Annotated in this window: 17 protein-coding genes, 2 tRNA genes and 2 pseudogenes; 11 read left to right on the top strand and 10 right to left on the bottom strand. The window is 72.2% G+C overall.

Translation table 11 applies throughout. The features are described 5' to 3' along the window. From ACWCPM_RS09455 to ACWCPM_RS09440, 4 genes are all read left to right on the top strand, one after another. A complete protein-coding gene (locus tag ACWCPM_RS09455; protein WP_450975539.1) occupies positions 1-780 on the top strand; it encodes an HAD-IIA family hydrolase in 780 nt (259 codons plus the stop codon). Positions 781-975: 195 nt separating this feature from the next. Next, a complete protein-coding gene (locus ACWCPM_RS09450; RefSeq protein ID WP_450975538.1) occupies positions 976-1,542 on the top strand; it encodes a hypothetical protein in 567 nt (188 codons plus the stop codon). A gap of 6 nt (positions 1,543-1,548) precedes the next feature. Further along, positions 1,549-2,211 (top strand): class F sortase, encoded by a 663-nt coding sequence (locus tag ACWCPM_RS09445; protein ID WP_450975537.1) that lies wholly within the window; start codon positions 1,549-1,551, stop codon positions 2,209-2,211. A 149-nt stretch (positions 2,212-2,360) separates the two neighbouring features. Continuing rightward, positions 2,361-2,708 (top strand): hypothetical protein, encoded by a 348-nt coding sequence (locus ACWCPM_RS09440; RefSeq protein ID WP_450975536.1) that lies wholly within the window; start codon positions 2,361-2,363, stop codon positions 2,706-2,708. 303 nt (positions 2,709-3,011) lie between these two features. Here the strand turns inward: ACWCPM_RS09440 and ACWCPM_RS09435 are convergent, their stop codons facing one another. Both ACWCPM_RS09435 and ACWCPM_RS09430 read right to left on the bottom strand, forming a co-directional pair. Beyond that, positions 3,012-3,725 carry a FadR/GntR family transcriptional regulator gene (locus tag ACWCPM_RS09435; RefSeq protein ID WP_450975535.1) on the bottom strand — a complete coding sequence of 238 codons (714 nt, stop codon included), beginning with the start codon at positions 3,723-3,725 and terminating at the stop codon, positions 3,012-3,014. A gap of 88 nt (positions 3,726-3,813) precedes the next feature. Continuing rightward, positions 3,814-3,887 (bottom strand) — tRNA-Lys (locus ACWCPM_RS09430). 196 nt (positions 3,888-4,083) lie between these two features. On the opposite strand from ACWCPM_RS09430, the gene ACWCPM_RS09425 reads away from it, so the two are divergent. The 4 genes from ACWCPM_RS09425 to ACWCPM_RS09410 all read left to right on the top strand — a co-directional run bounded on the left by ACWCPM_RS09425 (position 4,084) and on the right by ACWCPM_RS09410 (position 7,641). Beyond that, on the top strand, positions 4,084-5,217 hold the full coding sequence (locus ACWCPM_RS09425; protein WP_450975534.1) for a peptidoglycan-binding protein: 1,134 nt from the start codon (positions 4,084-4,086) through the stop codon (positions 5,215-5,217). 48 nt (positions 5,218-5,265) lie between these two features. Further along, positions 5,266-6,396, top strand: coding sequence for an SPFH domain-containing protein (locus ACWCPM_RS09420; RefSeq protein ID WP_450975533.1), 1,131 nt, complete (start codon positions 5,266-5,268; stop codon positions 6,394-6,396). A 96-nt stretch (positions 6,397-6,492) separates the two neighbouring features. Then, the gene (locus tag ACWCPM_RS09415) at positions 6,493-7,098 is read left to right on the top strand and encodes a lytic polysaccharide monooxygenase auxiliary activity family 9 protein (protein WP_450975532.1); all 606 of its coding nucleotides are present in this window, start codon (positions 6,493-6,495) and stop codon (positions 7,096-7,098) included. 102 nt (positions 7,099-7,200) lie between these two features. Next, positions 7,201-7,641 carry a hypothetical protein gene (locus tag ACWCPM_RS09410; RefSeq protein WP_450975531.1) on the top strand — a complete coding sequence of 147 codons (441 nt, stop codon included), beginning with the start codon at positions 7,201-7,203 and terminating at the stop codon, positions 7,639-7,641. Between the two features lie 62 nt (positions 7,642-7,703). Here the strand turns inward: ACWCPM_RS09410 and ACWCPM_RS09405 are convergent. From ACWCPM_RS09405 to ehuB, 6 genes are all read right to left on the bottom strand, one after another. Continuing rightward, positions 7,704-7,777, bottom strand: a tRNA-Lys gene (locus ACWCPM_RS09405). 90 nt (positions 7,778-7,867) lie between these two features. Continuing rightward, complete coding sequence (locus tag ACWCPM_RS09400; protein ID WP_450975530.1) at positions 7,868-8,626, bottom strand: IclR family transcriptional regulator; 759 nt, start codon at positions 8,624-8,626, stop codon at positions 7,868-7,870. A gap of 205 nt (positions 8,627-8,831) precedes the next feature. Next, the gene (gene ehuA / locus ACWCPM_RS09395; RefSeq protein ID WP_450975529.1) at positions 8,832-9,620 is read right to left on the bottom strand and encodes an ectoine/hydroxyectoine ABC transporter ATP-binding protein EhuA; all 789 of its coding nucleotides are present in this window, start codon (positions 9,618-9,620) and stop codon (positions 8,832-8,834) included. Beyond that, on the bottom strand, positions 9,610-10,260 hold the full coding sequence (ehuD, locus tag ACWCPM_RS09390) for an ectoine/hydroxyectoine ABC transporter permease subunit EhuD (RefSeq protein ID WP_450975528.1): 651 nt from the start codon (positions 10,258-10,260) through the stop codon (positions 9,610-9,612). Before ehuD ends, ehuA begins: the two co-directional genes overlap by 11 nt. Then, entirely contained in the window at positions 10,257-10,958 is a 702-nt protein-coding gene (ehuC, locus tag ACWCPM_RS09385; RefSeq protein WP_450975527.1) for an ectoine/hydroxyectoine ABC transporter permease subunit EhuC, read from the bottom strand. The genes ehuD and ehuC overlap by 4 nt, the downstream gene beginning before the upstream one ends. Continuing rightward, positions 10,955-11,932, bottom strand: a complete 978-nt coding sequence (gene ehuB / locus ACWCPM_RS09380) for an ectoine/hydroxyectoine ABC transporter substrate-binding protein EhuB (RefSeq protein WP_450975526.1) — start codon at positions 11,930-11,932, stop codon at positions 10,955-10,957. Before ehuB ends, ehuC begins: the two co-directional genes overlap by 4 nt. A gap of 87 nt (positions 11,933-12,019) precedes the next feature. Here ehuB and ACWCPM_RS09375 point away from each other — a divergent pair. After that, positions 12,020-12,118: pseudogene (locus ACWCPM_RS09375) on the top strand (DUF3830 family protein); the annotation flags it as partial. Here the strand turns inward: ACWCPM_RS09375 and ACWCPM_RS09370 are convergent. Then, the gene (locus tag ACWCPM_RS09370) at positions 12,099-13,502 is read right to left on the bottom strand and encodes an amidase (RefSeq protein ID WP_450975525.1); all 1,404 of its coding nucleotides are present in this window, start codon (positions 13,500-13,502) and stop codon (positions 12,099-12,101) included. The pseudogene ACWCPM_RS09375 and the gene ACWCPM_RS09370 overlap by 20 nt on opposite strands. Positions 13,503-13,519: 17 nt before the next feature. After that, complete coding sequence (locus ACWCPM_RS09365; protein WP_450975524.1) at positions 13,520-14,467, bottom strand: D-2-hydroxyacid dehydrogenase; 948 nt, start codon at positions 14,465-14,467, stop codon at positions 13,520-13,522. 208 nt (positions 14,468-14,675) lie between these two features. On the opposite strand from ACWCPM_RS09365, the pseudogene ACWCPM_RS09360 reads away from it, so the two are divergent. Together ACWCPM_RS09360 and ACWCPM_RS09355 are read left to right on the top strand one after the other, a co-directional pair. Continuing rightward, a pseudogene (locus ACWCPM_RS09360) lies at positions 14,676-15,113 on the top strand (hypothetical protein). Beyond that, positions 15,110-15,841, top strand: a complete 732-nt coding sequence (locus ACWCPM_RS09355; RefSeq protein ID WP_450975523.1) for a maleate cis-trans isomerase family protein — start codon at positions 15,110-15,112, stop codon at positions 15,839-15,841. Before ACWCPM_RS09360 ends, ACWCPM_RS09355 begins: the two are co-directional and overlap by 4 nt. Positions 15,842-15,901: the final 60 nt, after the last annotated feature.

The following is a 15,901-nucleotide window of genomic DNA, read 5'->3' as shown; positions in this document are numbered from 1 at the left end:
ATGGCAGACCGCAGGCCCATCGATTCATGGCTGACCGACATGGACGGGGTCCTGATCCACGAGGGCACCCCGATCCCCGGCGCCGACGCCTTCATCAAGAAGCTGCGCGAGTCCGGCAAGCCGTTCCTGGTGCTCACCAACAACTCCATCTACACCCCGCGCGACCTGCACGCCCGGCTCCGCCGGATGGGACTGGACGTGCCGGTCGAGAACATCTGGACGTCCGCGCTGGCCACGGCGAAGTTCCTGGACGACCAGCGGCCCGGCGGTTCGGCGTACGCCATCGGCGAGGCGGGCCTGACCACCGCGCTGCACGACATCGGGTACATCCTCACCGACCACGAGCCCGACTACGTCGTCCTCGGCGAGACGAGGACGTACTCCTTCGAGGCCATGACCAAGGCCGTACGCCTCATCCTCGGCGGCGCCCGCTTCATCTGCACCAACCCGGACGAGACCGGCCCCTCCGCCGAGGGCCCGCTGCCCGCGACCGGTGCCGTCGCCGCGCTGATCACCCGGGCGACCGGCCGCAAGCCCTACTTCGCGGGCAAGCCGAACCCCCTGATGATGCGCACCGGCCTCAACGCGATCGGCGCCCATTCCGAGACCAGCGCGATGATCGGCGACCGGATGGACACGGACGTGCTGGCGGGCATCGAGGCCGGTATGCAGACCTTCCTGGTGCTGACCGGCCTGACCGGCCCCGGACAGGTCGAGGACTTCCCCTACCGGCCCTCCAAGATCGTCGACTCGATCGCGGACCTGGTGGAGCGCATCTAGCGGACCCTGTGGAGCGCATCGGGCGGATCCTGTGGAGCGCATCCGGCGGACCCTGCGGTGCGCATCCGGCCGTACCGAAACCACGGACCGGGCGGATCGGGGTGAAACCCACTCTTTCGGAGCAGTTCCGCCCCTGTTGAGGATGCAGGGGCGGGTCGTGCGGGGGAGTCTCCAGGAGTCTGGAGGTTCACCACGATGGGTTCACTGCGACTCACTCTCTGTACGGGAGTGCTGGCGGGCACCGCGACACTCGCTCCGGTCGCGCACGCGACGGACGGCGGTGTCTCGGTCACCCCGGCCACCCCTGCCCCCGGCGGCGAGCTGGGGCTGAGGGTGACCGGCTGCACGGGACAGGCGGGCGTCGCCACCTCGGCCGCCTTCGTCACCGAGGCCCGGCTCAGCGGCCTGGACGGCACGCTGACCGGCGAGACCCGGATCCGCTCGGCGCTCGCGCCGGAGCAGTCCTACGAGGTCACGGTCACCTGCGACGGAGCGGACGGGCCCAGGTCGATCACGGCCCCGCTCACCCTGACCGACGGCTCGACCTCGCCTGCGGGCGTGGAGCACCCCTCGGGCCACGCCTCCCCGATCGCCCCCGTGCGGGCCGGGGGTGGCGGCGCGGCGCACCTCGTCGCCGGGGACGAGGACGCCCGGGCGGCCGGACCCGACGCGGCGCACGCGGTCACCGGACTGGTCCTGGCCGGCGCGGCCGGTGTCGCGGTCAATGTGCTCGGTCGCCGCCGGAGCCGCAGGACGGGTTGAGCGATCATGTCCGACCGCGAAGGAGGGACCGCCACCGGACGGCTGGTCACGGGCGTCATCTGGGCGGTGCTGCTGCTCGGACTGTGGCTGTGGGGCCGCGAGGTGACCGACGTGCGGGTCGGCACGACCGCGCCCGCCACCGGCGACATGGCGGCGGCGGGCCGCCCGCCCGCCGCCGCGCTGCCCCCCGCCGCCGAGCCGCTGACCGGCGCGCGGCCCGAGCGCCTGGACATCCCCGGCCTCGGCATCCGGGCGCCGGTCGTGGCCCGCGGGCTCGACGCGCGGGGCGCGGTCGACCCGCCGCCGTACGACCAGCCGGGCGTCGTCGGCTGGTACGGGGCCGGCGCCGAGCCGGGCACGGCGGGCACCGCGCTGATGGTGGGCCATGTCGACACCGAGACCCGCGTCGCCGTCTTCCACCGGCTCAGCGCCCTGCGCCCCGGCCAGACCGTCCGGGTGTTCCGGGCCGACGGCAAGGTCGCCGAGTTCACCGTGGAGGACGTCAGGGTCCTCAGCCGCGACCGCTTCGACGCGCAACAGGCCTACGGACCGAGGGAGTCGGGGCGTGCCGAACTGCGCCTGATCACCTGCGGCGGCACCTTCGACCGCGCCGCGGGCAGCTACACGGCGAACGTGGTCGTCTCGGCGTATCTCACCGGAGCTCGGTAACAGCTCCCGGCCAAGGCTCTTCGCCACCTCGTGGGAGCAACGCGGCGTATGTCAGGGGCGTCGGGAGCGCGGGCGACGACCCCTTGGTGCTCCGGTGCGGCTTCGTGATCGCGTCGGTGGTGTCCGTGGTGCCCTCTACCGTGACGGGCATGGGCTATGACGTGCACATCACCAGACGTACGCCGTGGTGGGCGGATGAGGGCGAGCAGATCACGAGGGAGGAGTGGGCGGCGGTGGTCGAGGCCGACCCGGACCTGGAGATGGTTCAGGTGGCCCGGTCTTCTCCGCGAGGCCAGGATGTGGTGCTGGAGTACCGCCACGCGTGGCTGGCGCAGATGGTCACCCACCCCGAACGGGACGCCCACGGCGCCTGGTTGGACTGGAGACTCGGGCGCGTCGTGGTGAAGAACCCGGACGCGGTTCTCATCGAGAAGATGCGGGAGATCGCCGGCCTGCTGGGGGCACGCGTCCTGGGCGACGACGACTGCGAGTTCTAGGACGAGTGGGCCTCGGTCCTGCCGGGCGCCCGTCGGCGTCGACGTCATGAGGCATCCCCCCGCACGCGGGTCGGCACCGCGTGTCTGTCGGTCCCTTCACCCGCTCCGGTCCCCCTCGGCCGGCACGGGCGCGTGTCCGGTCGCGCGACGCCCCCTCGGCGTCGCCTCATGAACGGGGCCCCCTCCCCGCTCCACCGGCAACCGGTTCTTGTCCCCCCAATGGGCGTGTACTCGCAGCCACTTGGGACCAGGGTTCTACGCCGTTCCGCATGATCACAAGATGGGATGAAGGGTATGCATCCGTTATACGGGCTCATTCGGACGCAAGTTGGCGTCGGCCGGGGCGCATGAGCGCAGCCGGGTACGAAGGTGGCGAAAGTGGTCCCCGACGGCCTGTTCGGCGCGGAGCGAGTCGCCGGCGCGCACCGCGTCCAGGATCTCCCGGTGCTGCCGGCAGGTGATCCGCGGATCGCCCGGCACCTCGACAAGGTCCCTGCTCACCCGGTGGAAGGCGTCCCAGAACGCCTCCAGCACCTCGCTCAGGAGCGTGTTGTCCAGCGCCCGGTACAGGGTGGCGTGGAAGGCCCGGTCGGCCTCGGCGAGACCGGCCCCCCGCGCGGCCCGCCGGTCCATCGTGTCCACGAGCGCTTCCAACTCGGCGAGGTCGGAGTCCGGGAGCCGCCCCGCGAGCCGGGAGACCAGCCCCGTCTCCATCGCCTCCCGCAGATCGAGGAGCTGGCGCAGGCTGTCCTCGCCCCGGTGGTGCCCGGCGACCGTGCGGAAGGCGAGGCCCTCGACCATCGGCGCGAGGGACATCCGGCCGACATAGGTGCCGAAGCCGTGCCGTATCTCGATGATCCCCATCGCCTGGAGCGCCTTCAGTGCCTCGCGGACCGAGTTCCGGCTCGCGCCGAGGAACGCCATCAGCTCGGGCTCGGTCGGCAGCGGCGCCCCCGAGGCCAGCCGGCCGTCGACGATGAGCTGCTTGATCCGTTCCTGGAGGTCACGCGCTGCCATGGCCAGAGGGTAACCGGCCATGACCGGGGAGGACCCTCCTCCGACCATGCGAAAGGCCCCTCACCGTGATGAGGGGCCTCGCTGTCGGTGCGCCGCCAGGGACTCGAACCCCGGACCCGCTGATTAAGAGTCAGCTGCTCTAACCAACTGAGCTAGCGGCGCCTGCTGACATCGTTAACTCTACATGACCTCCACGGGTGCTCCCGACCGCCGAAGAGGGGGCCGGCCGGGCCCGGGAAGGGGCCTTCGGGGGCCGTACATCATTCGGACCGTCAACATGCGCGCCCGGAAGACAGTTGTGAAACTGATCAACGTGCACCGGTCCGGAAATTCTCGCCAGCAGTGTGAGGGGAATCGCATGGAGACTCCGGTATTCGAGGAAATCGATCCCGTGAGCGACTGCGACTGCCCCGGATGCGCCCACCGGCGCCCCGTCCTGCCGCGTTCCACCCCGCACCGCCCCACCGCCCGCCCCGCCGCCCGGCGCGTCCTCGCACTGGCCGCGCTGACCTCCACGGCCCTCGGCGTCGCTCAGGCCGCGCCCGCTCCCGCGGCCGCCCACGCCCCCGCGCGGCCCGGCGTTCCCACAGGTGACGAGCCCGAGACCCCCCAGGGCGGCACGGCCCCGCTGCACGGTCCGGCCGGGACGCCGGGGAAGCCGTCGGACGCGGGGAAGACGCCCGAGACGACCCGGGAGAAGATCATCGCGCGGGCGCAGACATGGGTCGACGCGAAGGTGCCGTACAGCATGACCTCCTACTGGTCGGACGGCTACCGGCAGGACTGCTCGGGCTACGTCTCGATGGCCTGGGGCCTGCCGCAGAACGAATGGACCGGCTCCCTGCACACCTTCGGCACCCGTATCACCAAGGCGGAACTGCAGCCCGGCGACATGCTGCTCTTCCACAACCCGGACAACCCGGAGAACGGTTCCCACGTCGTCCTCTTCGGCGGCTGGACCGACCACACCCGGACGTCGTACATCGCCTACGAGTCGACCCGCCCGGCCGCCCGCCGGGCTGTGACCCCGTACGCCTACTGGAGCAACTCCGCCCGGTACGTCCCCTATCGCTACAAGGGCGTGGTGGAGACCCCGCCCGCGACCCCATCGGAGACCCCGCTCGTGACGCCTCCAGAGACCCCGCCCCCGACGCCGTCCCGGACCCCGGCACTGCCCCGGACCGACGCGAGGCGGGGCGGCGGACAGGCCCCCGCGTCGCACGCCGGTGCGAGGACGCCCGCCGCGTACGGAGTACCGGGCTATCCGGGACGGGCGATGTTCCGGCCCGGCGCCGTCAACCCGTACGTCACCGAGCTCGGCAGGCAGCTGGTGAGGAAGGGGTTCGGCAGGCACCTCCCGAACGGGCCCGGCCCCCGCTGGGGCGAGGCGGACCGGCGGGCGGTCGAGGCGTTCCAGCGCACCCAGGGCTGGCGCGGCGGCGCCGCCGACGGCGTCCCCGGGCCCGAGACCTGGCGCAGGCTCTTCTCCTGACCCGCTGTTCCCCCACGAACGCATCTGGCGCGGAGGCTGGAGACACGGATGACCACGACCACTCCCCAGACACCCGACCCCGGGGGGACCGAGCAGGCCCCGCCGCCTCCCGCCCGGCCCGTCCGGGTGATCCACAACGAGGCGACCACCGAGATCCCCGTCCATCTGCTGTTCCGTGACGACCCGGACCCGGTGTCGGTGCAGCTGCGGCCGGCCGTGGTGAATCGCCGGCAGGGAACGGGCGAGCAACCGCGGCTGCGCCGCCAGGTGCCGGCGCGGTCCCGTCCGGTGCCGCAGGTCGACCCCGATCTGGTGGAGCGGCCCGCGCGGGTGCTGCCCGCGACGGTCGGGGTGCTCGCCGGAGCCGCGGGGGCGGCCGGGTGCGTGCTCACCTCGTGGTGGGCGGGGACGCTGCCGCCGGCCGTGGCCACGGCGGTGGGGATGACCGCCTCGGCGGGTGCCGGTTCCGGTCCGGCGCAGTGGGCGGCGTACGCCGGGGCCGGGGCGCTGGGCCTCTTCGGGTTCGCCGGGCTGGCGCGGGGGCGCACCGGGCGGGCCTGGGTGCTGGGGATGTTCGGCCGCTACCGGGGGACCGTCCGGCGGACCGGTCTGATGTGGGTGAACCCGTTGCTGCCGCGGCGCCGGGTCGACGTACGGCTGCGGCACTGGCGCAGTGAGCCGATGCCGGCGGCCGACGGGAACGGGGTCGCGCTGCGGATCGTGGTGCTGGTGGTGTGGCGGGTGCGGGACACCGCGCGGGCGGTGCTGGCGGTGGAGAACCACGAGTCGTATCTGCGGGTGTGCGTGGAGGCGGCGCTGGCGCGCGTGCCGGTGGAGATGCCGGGCGCGGCGAAGCCCGCGGTGGACGCGGCGGCCGACGCGCTGACCCGGCTGGTGGCCGCCGACGCGACGCCGGTCGGTCTGGAGGTCTTCTGGGTCCAGCCGGTGCGGGTGGAGTACGCGCCCGAGGTGGCCGACGCGATGCACCGGCGCCGGATCGCCGCGCTGGACGCCCAGGCCCGGGCGAGCGTGCTGACCTCGGTGGTGGACTCGGTGGAGGACACCGTGACCCGGCTGACGATGCGGGGGCTCGTGGCGCTGGACGACGACGAACGCAGGGTACTGGTCAAGGACTTGACCTTGGCGTTCTGCGCGAGTCGGGGGGAAACCGGTCGGTGATTGGTATGGACATGTTCAACTGACGGCAATAAACTCATGCTTGGTCTAGACCTGCAAGCTCAGTGAACTTCCCCCACGTTCTCCAGGAGCGGCAGTATGCGTAAAAAGACCAAGTTGTCCGCCTTGATGGTGGGTATGGCCACCACCGGTGCCCTGGTGCTCTCGTCCGGCGGAGCCAGCAGCCATGGCTATACCGACCTCCCCATCAGCCGGCAGAAGCTGTGTCAGAACGGCACGGTGACCAACTGCGGCAACATCCAGTGGGAGCCGCAGAGCGTCGAGGGCCCGAAGGGCTTCCCCTCCTCCGGGCCGGCCGACGGACGGATCTGCTCCGGCAACAACGGGCAGTTCGGCCAGCTCGACAGCCCGCGCACCCCGTCGGGCGGCGCGTGGCCGACGACCAGGGTGAACGGCGGGCAGAGCTACTCGTTCCGCTGGCAGTTCACCGCCATGCACGCCACGACCGACTTCAAGTACTACGTCACCAAGCCGGGCTGGAACCAGAACCACAACCTGGCCCGGTCCGACCTCAACCTGACCCCGTTCCTCACGGTCCCGTACAACGGCCAGCGTCCGCCGCAGACGCTCTCGCACAGTGGCACCCTGCCGTCCGGGCTCAGCGGCCGGCACGTCATCGTCGCGGTGTGGACGATCGCGGACACGGCCAACGCGTTCTACGCCTGCTCGGACGTCCAATTCTGAGCAACGCTTGAGAGAGTCGGGCTCCCCCCGGGGGTACGGTCCCTGTGCCACCGCCCGACGGCGGCGGCACAGGGGAGCACCACCGACCTCGGGGGAAGTCCAGTGGATGTCATCTTCTTCTTCGTGCCCGGCCTGATCGCGGCCGTGGCGCTGTTCCTCGCGTACCGGCTGGTGCGCCAGTGGGCGCGGTTGCGCGGGGCCTGGCGGAGCGGCCTGACCGCCGAGGCCCGGTGCCTGCGGACGTACACGACCACGCACGGTGGCGGAGACAGCCGAGTGCGCACCGTCCTGCACCACGTGTACGAGTTCACCGCGGGCGACGGCCGGGTGGTGCGCTTCGAGGAGGCGGGCGGTCCCGGCACGACGGTGGAGGGCGACATCGTCGTCGTGCACTACGCCGACGGCCCGGACGTGTTCGCCACGGCGCGCCCCCCGGGCCACGGAGGGCACACGGCGACCGTGATCGTGCTGCTGGCGTTCCTCGGCGGGGTCGTGATGTTCTGCGTGGCCTTCGTGGCGACGGTCGTCGTGACGTTCGGCTGATCCCTGCGCCCGGTGGCCGGGCATGGAGAAGGCCCCCCGTGTGCACGAGGGGCCTTTCGCTGTGCGCCGCCAGGGACTCGAACCCCGGACCCGCTGATTAAGAGTCAGCTGCTCTAACCAACTGAGCTAGCGGCGCGTGACTCCCGCCGTCCGCTGTCCGCGGCCGACGACGAAGAAAATAGTACCCGCTCCGTGCGGGTGCTCCGGACCACCGCGGCAGGGCCTCCTAGAGGGCCAGGGACAGCAGCACCGGGGCCGCGTTGCGGTTGAGGGTGTCGGCCGCCTCGCGCAGCCGGTGAGCGTGCTCGACCGGGAGCGACAGGGCCAGGCAGCCCACGGCGGAACCGGCGGTGATCGGGACGGCCGCGCAGACCGTGCCGATCGCGTACTCCTGGAGGTCGAGCACCGGCACCGTCGGCGGCTGGGCCTCCAGCCGGGAGAGCAGCACCTTGTCGCTGGTGATGGTGCGCGAGGTGAGGCGGGCCATCTTGTGCCGGGCGAGGTGGTCACGGCGGCCGTTGTGGTCCAGCTGGCCGAGCAGGCTCTTGCCTACCGCCGTGGCGTGCGCCGAGTAGCGGAAGTCGACCCACTCGTTGACCGCCGGGGTGGCCGGGCCGGCCGCGTACTGGGTGACCCGGACCTCGCCGTCGACGTAGCGGCTGATGTAGACGGCCGCGCCGACGGAGTCCCGCAGCCGGTCCAGGGTGCGCTGGAGCTGCTCGCGCAGGGCCTCGTCGTGGCGGTGCGCCGAGCCGAGCCGGGCGAGCGCGGCGCCGGTGACGTACGCCCCGTCGGTCTCCTGGTCGACGTACCCCTCGCGGCGCAGCATCCGCAGCAGTCCGGTCAGCCGCTCGGCGCGCAGGCCCGTCCGGCGGGCGATCCCGGTGACGGTGACGCCGGCGGGGTGCCGGGCCACCGTCTCCAGAACGCGTAGTGCGTCCTGTGCCGAGTGGTACGGCACGGTCGGCTCGTGCTTCAGCGCCACGGTCTCCCCCTGCGCTCGCTCACTTCCGTCCTGGACCTGCTCTCGCTCTCCACGATAACCGGCAAGAGGCAGGTAGTGGGCGGCAGTTGACGAGATGACCGCCCTCCCAGCAGGGGCGTAACCGGCTGGCATATGCCCAAGGGATGCCCCGCCGCCCCGACCTCGGGTGACGGTACTGGCGCGTACGGTGACGGACCGTAAAAAATCACAGCACCGCGCTCAGGAACTCCCGGGTGCGCTCGTGCTCGGCGTCGCCGAAGATCCTCTCCGGCGGGCCCGACTCGATCACGCGCCCCGAGTCGAACATCAGGACCTGGTCGGAGATGTCCCGGGCGAAGTTCATCTCGTGGGTCACGCAGAGCATGGTGATGTCGGTGCTGCGCGCGATGTCCCGCAGCACGTCCAGCACGCCCGCGACCAGTTCAGGGTCGAGCGCGGAGGTCACCTCGTCCAGGAGCAGCACCCGCGGGCGCATCGCCAGCGCCCGCGCGATCGCCACCCGCTGCTGCTGACCGCCCGACAGCTGGGAGGGCTTGGCGTCGCACTTGTCGGCCAGGCCGACCAGATCCAGCAGTTCCCGGGCGCGCGCCTCCGCCTCGTCCTTCGACAGGCCGAGCACGGTGACCGGCGCCTCGGTGACATTGCGCAGCACGGACATGTTCGGGAACAGGTTGAACTGCTGGAAGACCATCCCGATCTTCTTGCGGACCTCGCGGATCTGCTTCTCCGGCGCGGGGAAGAGCCTGTCCCCGTCGACGGTGATCGTGCCCTCGTCGGGCTCGGTCAGGGTCATCAGCATCCGCAGGATCGTGGTCTTGCCGGAACCGGACGGCCCGATCAGGGTGACGTGCCGGCCCGCTTCGACGGAGAAGTCGAGGTGGTCGAGGACGAGGTTGTCGCCGAACCGCTTGCTCACCCGCTCCAGCCGGATCAGCTCGGCGGTCCTGTTCGTCGCGGGGTGCTTCTTCGGGTCGGGGAGGGTCTCAGTGGGCAAGGCGTCGCTCCAGGGCTCGCAGAACAAGGGAGGCCAGATAGGAAAGGACGATGAAGGCCACGCCGATCACGGTCAGGGGCTCGGTGAAGCGGAAGGTCTCCTGGGAGAACAGCCGGGCCTCGCCGAGCATCTCCAGCACCGTGATCGCCATCAGCATCGGTGTGTCCTTCAGCATGGAGATCACGTAGTTGCCGAGGGCGGGCACCACCCGGCGGACGGCCTGCGGCAGGATCACCGCCGTCCAGGTCCGCCCCAGCGGCAGGTTCAGCGCCGTCGCGGCCTCCCACTGGCCGACGGGCACCGCCTCGATGCCGGCGCGGTAGACCTGCATCGTGTACGTCGAGTAGTGCAGGCCGATGCCGATCACACCGGTGGTCAGTGCCGAGGCCGTCACGCCCCACTCGGGCAGCACGTAGAAGAGGAAGAACAGTTGCACCAGCAGAGGGGTGTCGCGGACGAACTCGGTGACCGCGCCGACGGGCCAGGTCACCCAGCGGCTCGGCACCCGCATCAGCAGCGCCCACACCAGGCCCAGGACGAAGGAGATCAGCGAGCCGATCACCAGGATCTGCAGGGTGACCAGCAGACCGTCCCGGAAGTGCGGCATGAAGTCCGTGACCGCGTTCCAGTCCCAGTTCATCGGACCCCCTCCACCACGACCGGCTCAGGCGCCCGGGTCTCGCGCTCCGGGGCCTTGCCGACCCCGGCCTTCAGCCTGTGCTCCAGCCCGCGCATCACCCGGGTGAGCAGGAAGGCGATCACGAAATAGACGAGCAGGACGTATGTGTAGGTCTCCGCGCTCTCCTGGAGGGCGAGGCGTACCAGGTTGCCGCTGAAGGCCAGATCGCCCATGCCCATGACCGACACCAGCGCGGTGCCCTTGAGCAGCTCGATCAGCAGGTTGGAGAACGGCGGGATCATCTCCGGCACCGCCTGCGGCAGCAGGATCAGCCGCGTCCGCTGCCACGGGGTGAGGCTGAGCGCGATCCCGCCCTCGCGCTGCGCGGGGTCGACGGCGTTCAGCGCGCCGCGCACGATCTCGGAGCCGTACGCCCCGTAGGTCAGCCCGAGCGCCAGGGTGCCCGCCCACAGCGGGACCAGCTGCCATCCGAAGGCGGGCGGCAGCACGAAGAACACCCAGAAGATCATCACCAGCGCCGAGGTGCCGCGGAACACCTCGGTGTAGAAGCCCGCGAGGAAGCGGACGATCCGCAGCCGGTGGGTGCGCGCCATGCCGACCGCGAAGGACACGGCGGTGGCCAGCAGCATGCTGAGGACGAGCAGTTGGACGGTGACCCACAGGCCCCGAAGTACGAGTTCCCACAGTCCCGAGGTCATCCGCCGCACAGCTCCTTCGCGGTCAGATCCGTCATCTCTTCCTCGGTGAACCCGAACGGCCTGAGGATGCGCAGCAGTTCGCCGCTCTCCTTGAGCTTTCGCAGCTCCCGGTCGAAGGCGTCCCGCAGCCCGGTCTCCGTGGGCCGGAAGGCGAACCCACCGCCGTCGACGTGCGGTTCGCCGTCGACGATCGGCCTGAACGGCTCGGTCGCCTCGGCCTTGGCGGACTTCTTCACCGCCTCGCGGGTGGTCAGCGCCGTCCCGGCGAACACGTCCACACGCCCGGCCTCGACGGCGTTCAGCCCGGCCACCTGGTCGGGCACGATGAGGATGTCGCTCTCCTCGTAGCCCGCCTCCACGGCGTACTCGATCTCCGCGTAGCCGGTGCCGGTGGCGAACCTGGCCTTCTTCTCGACGACGTCCCGGTAGTCGCGCAGCCCGAGCGGGTTGCCCTTGCGTACGATGAACGAGTCGAGCATCTGGTAGTCGGGGTCCGAGAAGATGACCTGCTCGCAGCGCTCGGGGTTGATGTACATCCCCGCGGCCACGACGTCGAACTGCTGGGAGTTCAGGCCCGGGATCAGCGAGCCGAACTCGGTCGGCACGGGCTGCACCCGGTCCACTCCGAGCCGCTTGAAGATCACCCTGGCCAGCTCGGGCGCCTCACCGGTCAGTTCGCCGTCCGTGTCGATGTACCCGAACGGGATCTCGCCCGCGATGCCCAGGCGCACGACACCGGCGGCCCTCAGCCGGCCGAGCAGGTCACCGCCCTTCGCGCCGGAGGCGGTGGCCACCCTGGTGCAGCCGGCGGCGCCGAGCGCGCCGAGCGCCGCGGCCCCCGCGAGCAGCGAACGGCGGGTGGGTCCGGAGAAGGGTCCCGGGACAGGTCCGGGGACATGTCCCGCGACAGGTCCGGAAGCGATGTCGGATATGTGGTCGGTGTTTCGCGTCGGGCTTCTGCGTGGTGGAGCCATGGGCGCGCGGCTACCCGACCGCACGCGGGTTATGCCGATCCTTTCCAGCCCCGCGCCACCCTGACCGGCGGCGCGGACTCCCTCCGGGGCCGGATCGTCGAGGGCCTGCCCGCGATGGCGGAGGCCCGCGACGACGTGTGGCGGACCGGGGCGGCCCGGGAGACCCTCAGCTTCCGGCGGGCTTGACCCGGTCGGCGGCACCCGCCTCGTACAGCGCGTGCGCGGCCCGCAGGACCAGGTCGTCCCGGTGCCGGGCCGCCACCAATTGCATCCCGATCGGCAGACCGTCCCCGTCCGTCCCGACGGGCACGGTCGCCGCGGGCTGCTGCGTCATGTTGAACGGGTAGGTGAACGGCGTCCAGCCCGTCCACCGCCGGTGCCCGGACCCCTTCGGCACCTCGGCGCCCGCCTCGAACGCCGTGATCGGCAGGGTCGGGGTGACGAGCAGGTCGTAGGTGTCGTGGAAGCGGCCCATGCGGCGGCCCAGGTCCATCCGGACGTCCACCGCCGCCAGGTGATCCAGCGCCGAGTACCGGGCGCCCCGCGCGCAGATCTCCCGCAGCCCGGGGTCCAGCAGCGCCCGCTGCCGCGGCCCGAGGCGCTGGGTCACCCGGGCGGCCCCGCTGAACCACAGCGTGTGGAACGCCTCCACCGGGTCGGTCAGGTCGGGATCGGTCTCCTCGACGTACGCGCCGAGCTCCGCCAGCGACTGCACCCCGCGCCGTACCGCCGCCGCGACCGCCGGCCGCACCGCCACCTGCCCGCCGAGCGACGGCGAGTACGCCACCCGCAGTCCGCGCACGCCGTCCGCCAGGCCGTCGGTGAAGGCCGAGGGTGACGGCGGGAGCCCCGACCAGTCACGGGAGTCGGGGCGGCCGATCACGTCCAGCAACAGCGCCGCGTCCGCCGCGTCCCGGGTCATCGGCCCCACGTGCGACAGCGTCCCGAACGCGCTCGCCGGATACAGCGGCACGCGCCCGTACGTCGGCTTCAGCGCGAAGATCCCGCAGAACGCCGCCGGGATGCGCACACTGCCGCCGCCGTCGGTGCCTAGGGCCAGCGGGCCCGCGCCGAGCGCCACGGCCGCCGCCGCGCCCCCGCTGGAGCCGCCCGCGGTGCGCGCCGGGTCGTACGGGTTGCGGGTCACCCCGCCGGCCGGTGAGTCCGTGACGCCCTTCCAGCCGAACTCGGGCGTCGTCGTCTTGCCGAGGAACACCGCGCCGTGCTCGCGCAGCCGGGCGACGGAGGGGGCGTCCTCGTCCCAGCGGCCCTGCGGATCGACCGTCCGGGAACCCCGCAGGGTCGGGGCGCCGCGCAGCAGCAGGAGGTCCTTCACGGTGACCGGCACCCCGTCGAGCAGCCCGTCCGGCTCACCGCGCCGCCAACGCTCCTGCGACTCCCGGGCCCGCAGCAGGGCGTCCTCGGCGGTCAGCCGGACGAAGGCGTTCACCTCCGGCTGGATCGACTCGGCCCGCTCCAGCGCCGCGCGGGCCACCTCCACCGGGCTGAACTCGCCCTTGCGGTAGCCGTCGAGGAGCCGTACGGCGGTCAGCTCGGTGAGCTCGGTCATCCACCCTCCCGGGAACGTCAGTGTCCGGGTACATACCCGCGCTCCTTGTCCACCACGTTCGCCAGCGGCCGCCCGGCCTCCCACGCCACGTACAACTCCACGAACTGCGCGCCGAGTTCGTCCCGCCAGCCGACGGTGTCGCCGCTCATGTGCGGGGACACGATCAGGTTCGGGACCCGCCACAACGGACTGTCCGGCGGCAGGGGTTCGGCGTCGAAGGCATCCAGGGCGGCGCCCGCGATCCAGCGCTTGGCAAGCGCCTCGGTGAGCGCCTCCTGGACCACCAGCTGCCCGCGCCCGACGTTGACGAAGCGCGCGGAGGGCTGCATCACCCCGAAGCGGCGCGCGTCGAACATGCCGTACGTCTGCTCGGTGAGCGGCGCCGCGGCGATCACCCAGTCGGCGCGGGCCATCAGCCGGTCCAGGTCGCCGGGGCCGTGGACGCCGGTGCGCGGGGTACGGCCGACCAGGGCGGTGGTGACGCCGAGCGCCTTCAGCGTGCGCACGATCGCCCGGCCGATCGGCCCGGATCCGACCACGACCGCCCGGCCCCCGGTGACCTTCTGCGACTCGCGGTGCCGCCACGTCCCCTCCCGCTGGAACTCCAGCGTCCGCGGCAGGTCCTTGGCCATGGCCAGCACCAGGGCGGCGACGTACTCGGCGATCGGCTGGTCGAAGATGCCGCGCGCGTTGGTCACCACGGTGTCGGAGGCGGCGAGTTCCGGACACATCAGATGGTCCACGCCCGCGCTCGCGGTGTGCACCCAGCGGGGCCGCGGCCCGTCGCCCGGCCACGCGGCACGCACGGCGTGCGAGGTGAAGTCCCACACGAGCAGCACGTCCGCCTGCGGCAGCCGCTCGGCGAGCCCCGCCGGGTCCGTGTGCTCGATCCGGGCGCGGCCGGTGAGGCGGCCCAGCCGGGGGAGGGGTTCGGCGTCCAGGACGAGCAGGGTGGGAAGGGGCATGAGCAGCCGTTTCTCCAGCCGTTCGCGGGGGCGGCCGACCGTGGGGCAACGGCCGGTGACGACATGTCAACGGGGCTTGACCGCCGGTCGGCCTGGGAGTGATTCAGGCGGATTGCCCACGCTCGCACCCGAACCTGCCGTCGTCAACACGGGCGTTCCCCACGATCCGTCGCCCACTCGCCCCCCGAGCGGGAGGCCGGTGCCCGCCGTGGACGTCGCGTTCCTCGGCGGACCGGCTCCGGGAAGCGGAGCCGGTGTCGTCGCCCTTTTCGACTTCGCGCTGGACCGCGAGCCGGGACGCCGGGTGCCGGATGAGGGGTCCCCGCACATCACCCGGACGTTGTACGTGCCGGTCGAGATGAGCCGGGACCTGGCCCGGCCGGCGAGCGCGAGACGCCGAGCGAGGCGGTACGCACCCTGAACGCGGTCGAACGTGATTCCGCGGCGGGAGGCGGAGCCGCGCCTACCGGTGATCTCGGCCAACCAAGTGACGATGTGGGCGGCACCGCGCCGGCTGGGTACCCGTGCCGTGGGGCCGTGTCAGGCGCTGACCGATCCGGCGGCGCGCACCGGTCCCGTACCGCCGGGACAGACCCCCGGCGCCGTAGTGCCGGAAGAAGAGCAGCAGCAGGAAGGCTGGACATGACAGCACTGGGATTCCTCTACCCGGGCCACTTTGCCGAGGACGACTATCCGCGCATCGAACAGCTCCTGGGCAGCGACATCCGGGTGGACCTGGTGCACACCGACATCGGTGAGGACGCCCACCGGGTCGACGCCCTCCTGGAGCTGGGCGCCCCGGCCCGCCTCGCGGCGAGCGTCCAGGAGTTGCGGCACGCCGGTGCCGACGCCGTGGTGTGGGCGAGCGCCGGCGGCAGCTTCGCGCACGGCTGGGAGGGCGCCCACGAGCAGGTGCGCACCCTGGCCCGGGCCGCGGGCATGCCGGCGTCGTCGACGTCCTTCGCGTTCGTGCACGCCGTGCGGGAGGTCGGCGCGGACCGGGTCGCCGTCGGGGCGACCTACCCCGAGGACGTGGCCCGGCTCTTCGTGGACTTCCTCGGGGCGGCCGGCATCGAGGTGACCGCCGTGCGCGGCTCCGGGATCGTCACCGCGGCCGAGGCCGGCACCTGGGGCGAGGCCGAGGTCCTCGCGCTGGCCCGCGCGGCCGACACGCCCGACGCGCAGGCCGTCCTCCTCCCGGACACGGCCCTGCACACGGCAGCCCACATCCCGGCCCTGGAGAAGGAACTCGGCAAGCCGGTCCTGACCGCCAACCAGGTCACCGTCTGGGAGGCGCTGCGGCTGGCCGACCGCCGGGTGAACGCGCCGCGGCTGGGCGCGCTGTTCACCCGGGAGCCGATCGTGCAGGTGTGAGCGGTGCGGGTGCGGGGCCTCGGCGGTGCCCTGCCGGCCCCGGAGGGAATAAGCGGGGAC

The organism is Streptomyces sp. NPDC002309, from assembly GCF_053593375.1.
Note: the sequence above shows the minus strand (reverse complement) of the source record. Positions and strands in the feature narration are given on the sequence as shown.

Coding starts and splice junctions, on each gene's coding strand:
- ACWCPM_RS09445 (WP_450975537.1), top strand. CDS start 1,549: ATGTCCGACCGCGAAGGAGGGACCGCCACCGGACGGCTGGTCACGGGC.
- ehuD (WP_450975528.1), bottom strand. CDS start 10,260: ATGAACTGGGACTGGAACGCGGTCACGGACTTCATGCCGCACTTCCGG.
- ACWCPM_RS09355 (WP_450975523.1), top strand. CDS start 15,110: ATGACAGCACTGGGATTCCTCTACCCGGGCCACTTTGCCGAGGACGAC.
- ACWCPM_RS09425 (WP_450975534.1), top strand. CDS start 4,084: ATGGAGACTCCGGTATTCGAGGAAATCGATCCCGTGAGCGACTGCGAC.
- ACWCPM_RS09365 (WP_450975524.1), bottom strand. CDS start 14,467: ATGCCCCTTCCCACCCTGCTCGTCCTGGACGCCGAACCCCTCCCCCGG.
- ACWCPM_RS09450 (WP_450975538.1), top strand. CDS start 976: ATGGGTTCACTGCGACTCACTCTCTGTACGGGAGTGCTGGCGGGCACC.
- ACWCPM_RS09435 (WP_450975535.1), bottom strand. CDS start 3,725: ATGGCAGCGCGTGACCTCCAGGAACGGATCAAGCAGCTCATCGTCGAC.
- ACWCPM_RS09420 (WP_450975533.1), top strand. CDS start 5,266: ATGACCACGACCACTCCCCAGACACCCGACCCCGGGGGGACCGAGCAG.
- ehuB (WP_450975526.1), bottom strand. CDS start 11,932: ATGGCTCCACCACGCAGAAGCCCGACGCGAAACACCGACCACATATCC.
- ACWCPM_RS09440 (WP_450975536.1), top strand. CDS start 2,361: ATGGGCTATGACGTGCACATCACCAGACGTACGCCGTGGTGGGCGGAT.
- ehuC (WP_450975527.1), bottom strand. CDS start 10,958: ATGACCTCGGGACTGTGGGAACTCGTACTTCGGGGCCTGTGGGTCACC.
- ACWCPM_RS09415 (WP_450975532.1), top strand. CDS start 6,493: ATGCGTAAAAAGACCAAGTTGTCCGCCTTGATGGTGGGTATGGCCACC.
- ACWCPM_RS09455 (WP_450975539.1), top strand. CDS start 1: ATGGCAGACCGCAGGCCCATCGATTCATGGCTGACCGACATGGACGGG.
- ACWCPM_RS09370 (WP_450975525.1), bottom strand. CDS start 13,502: ATGACCGAGCTCACCGAGCTGACCGCCGTACGGCTCCTCGACGGCTAC.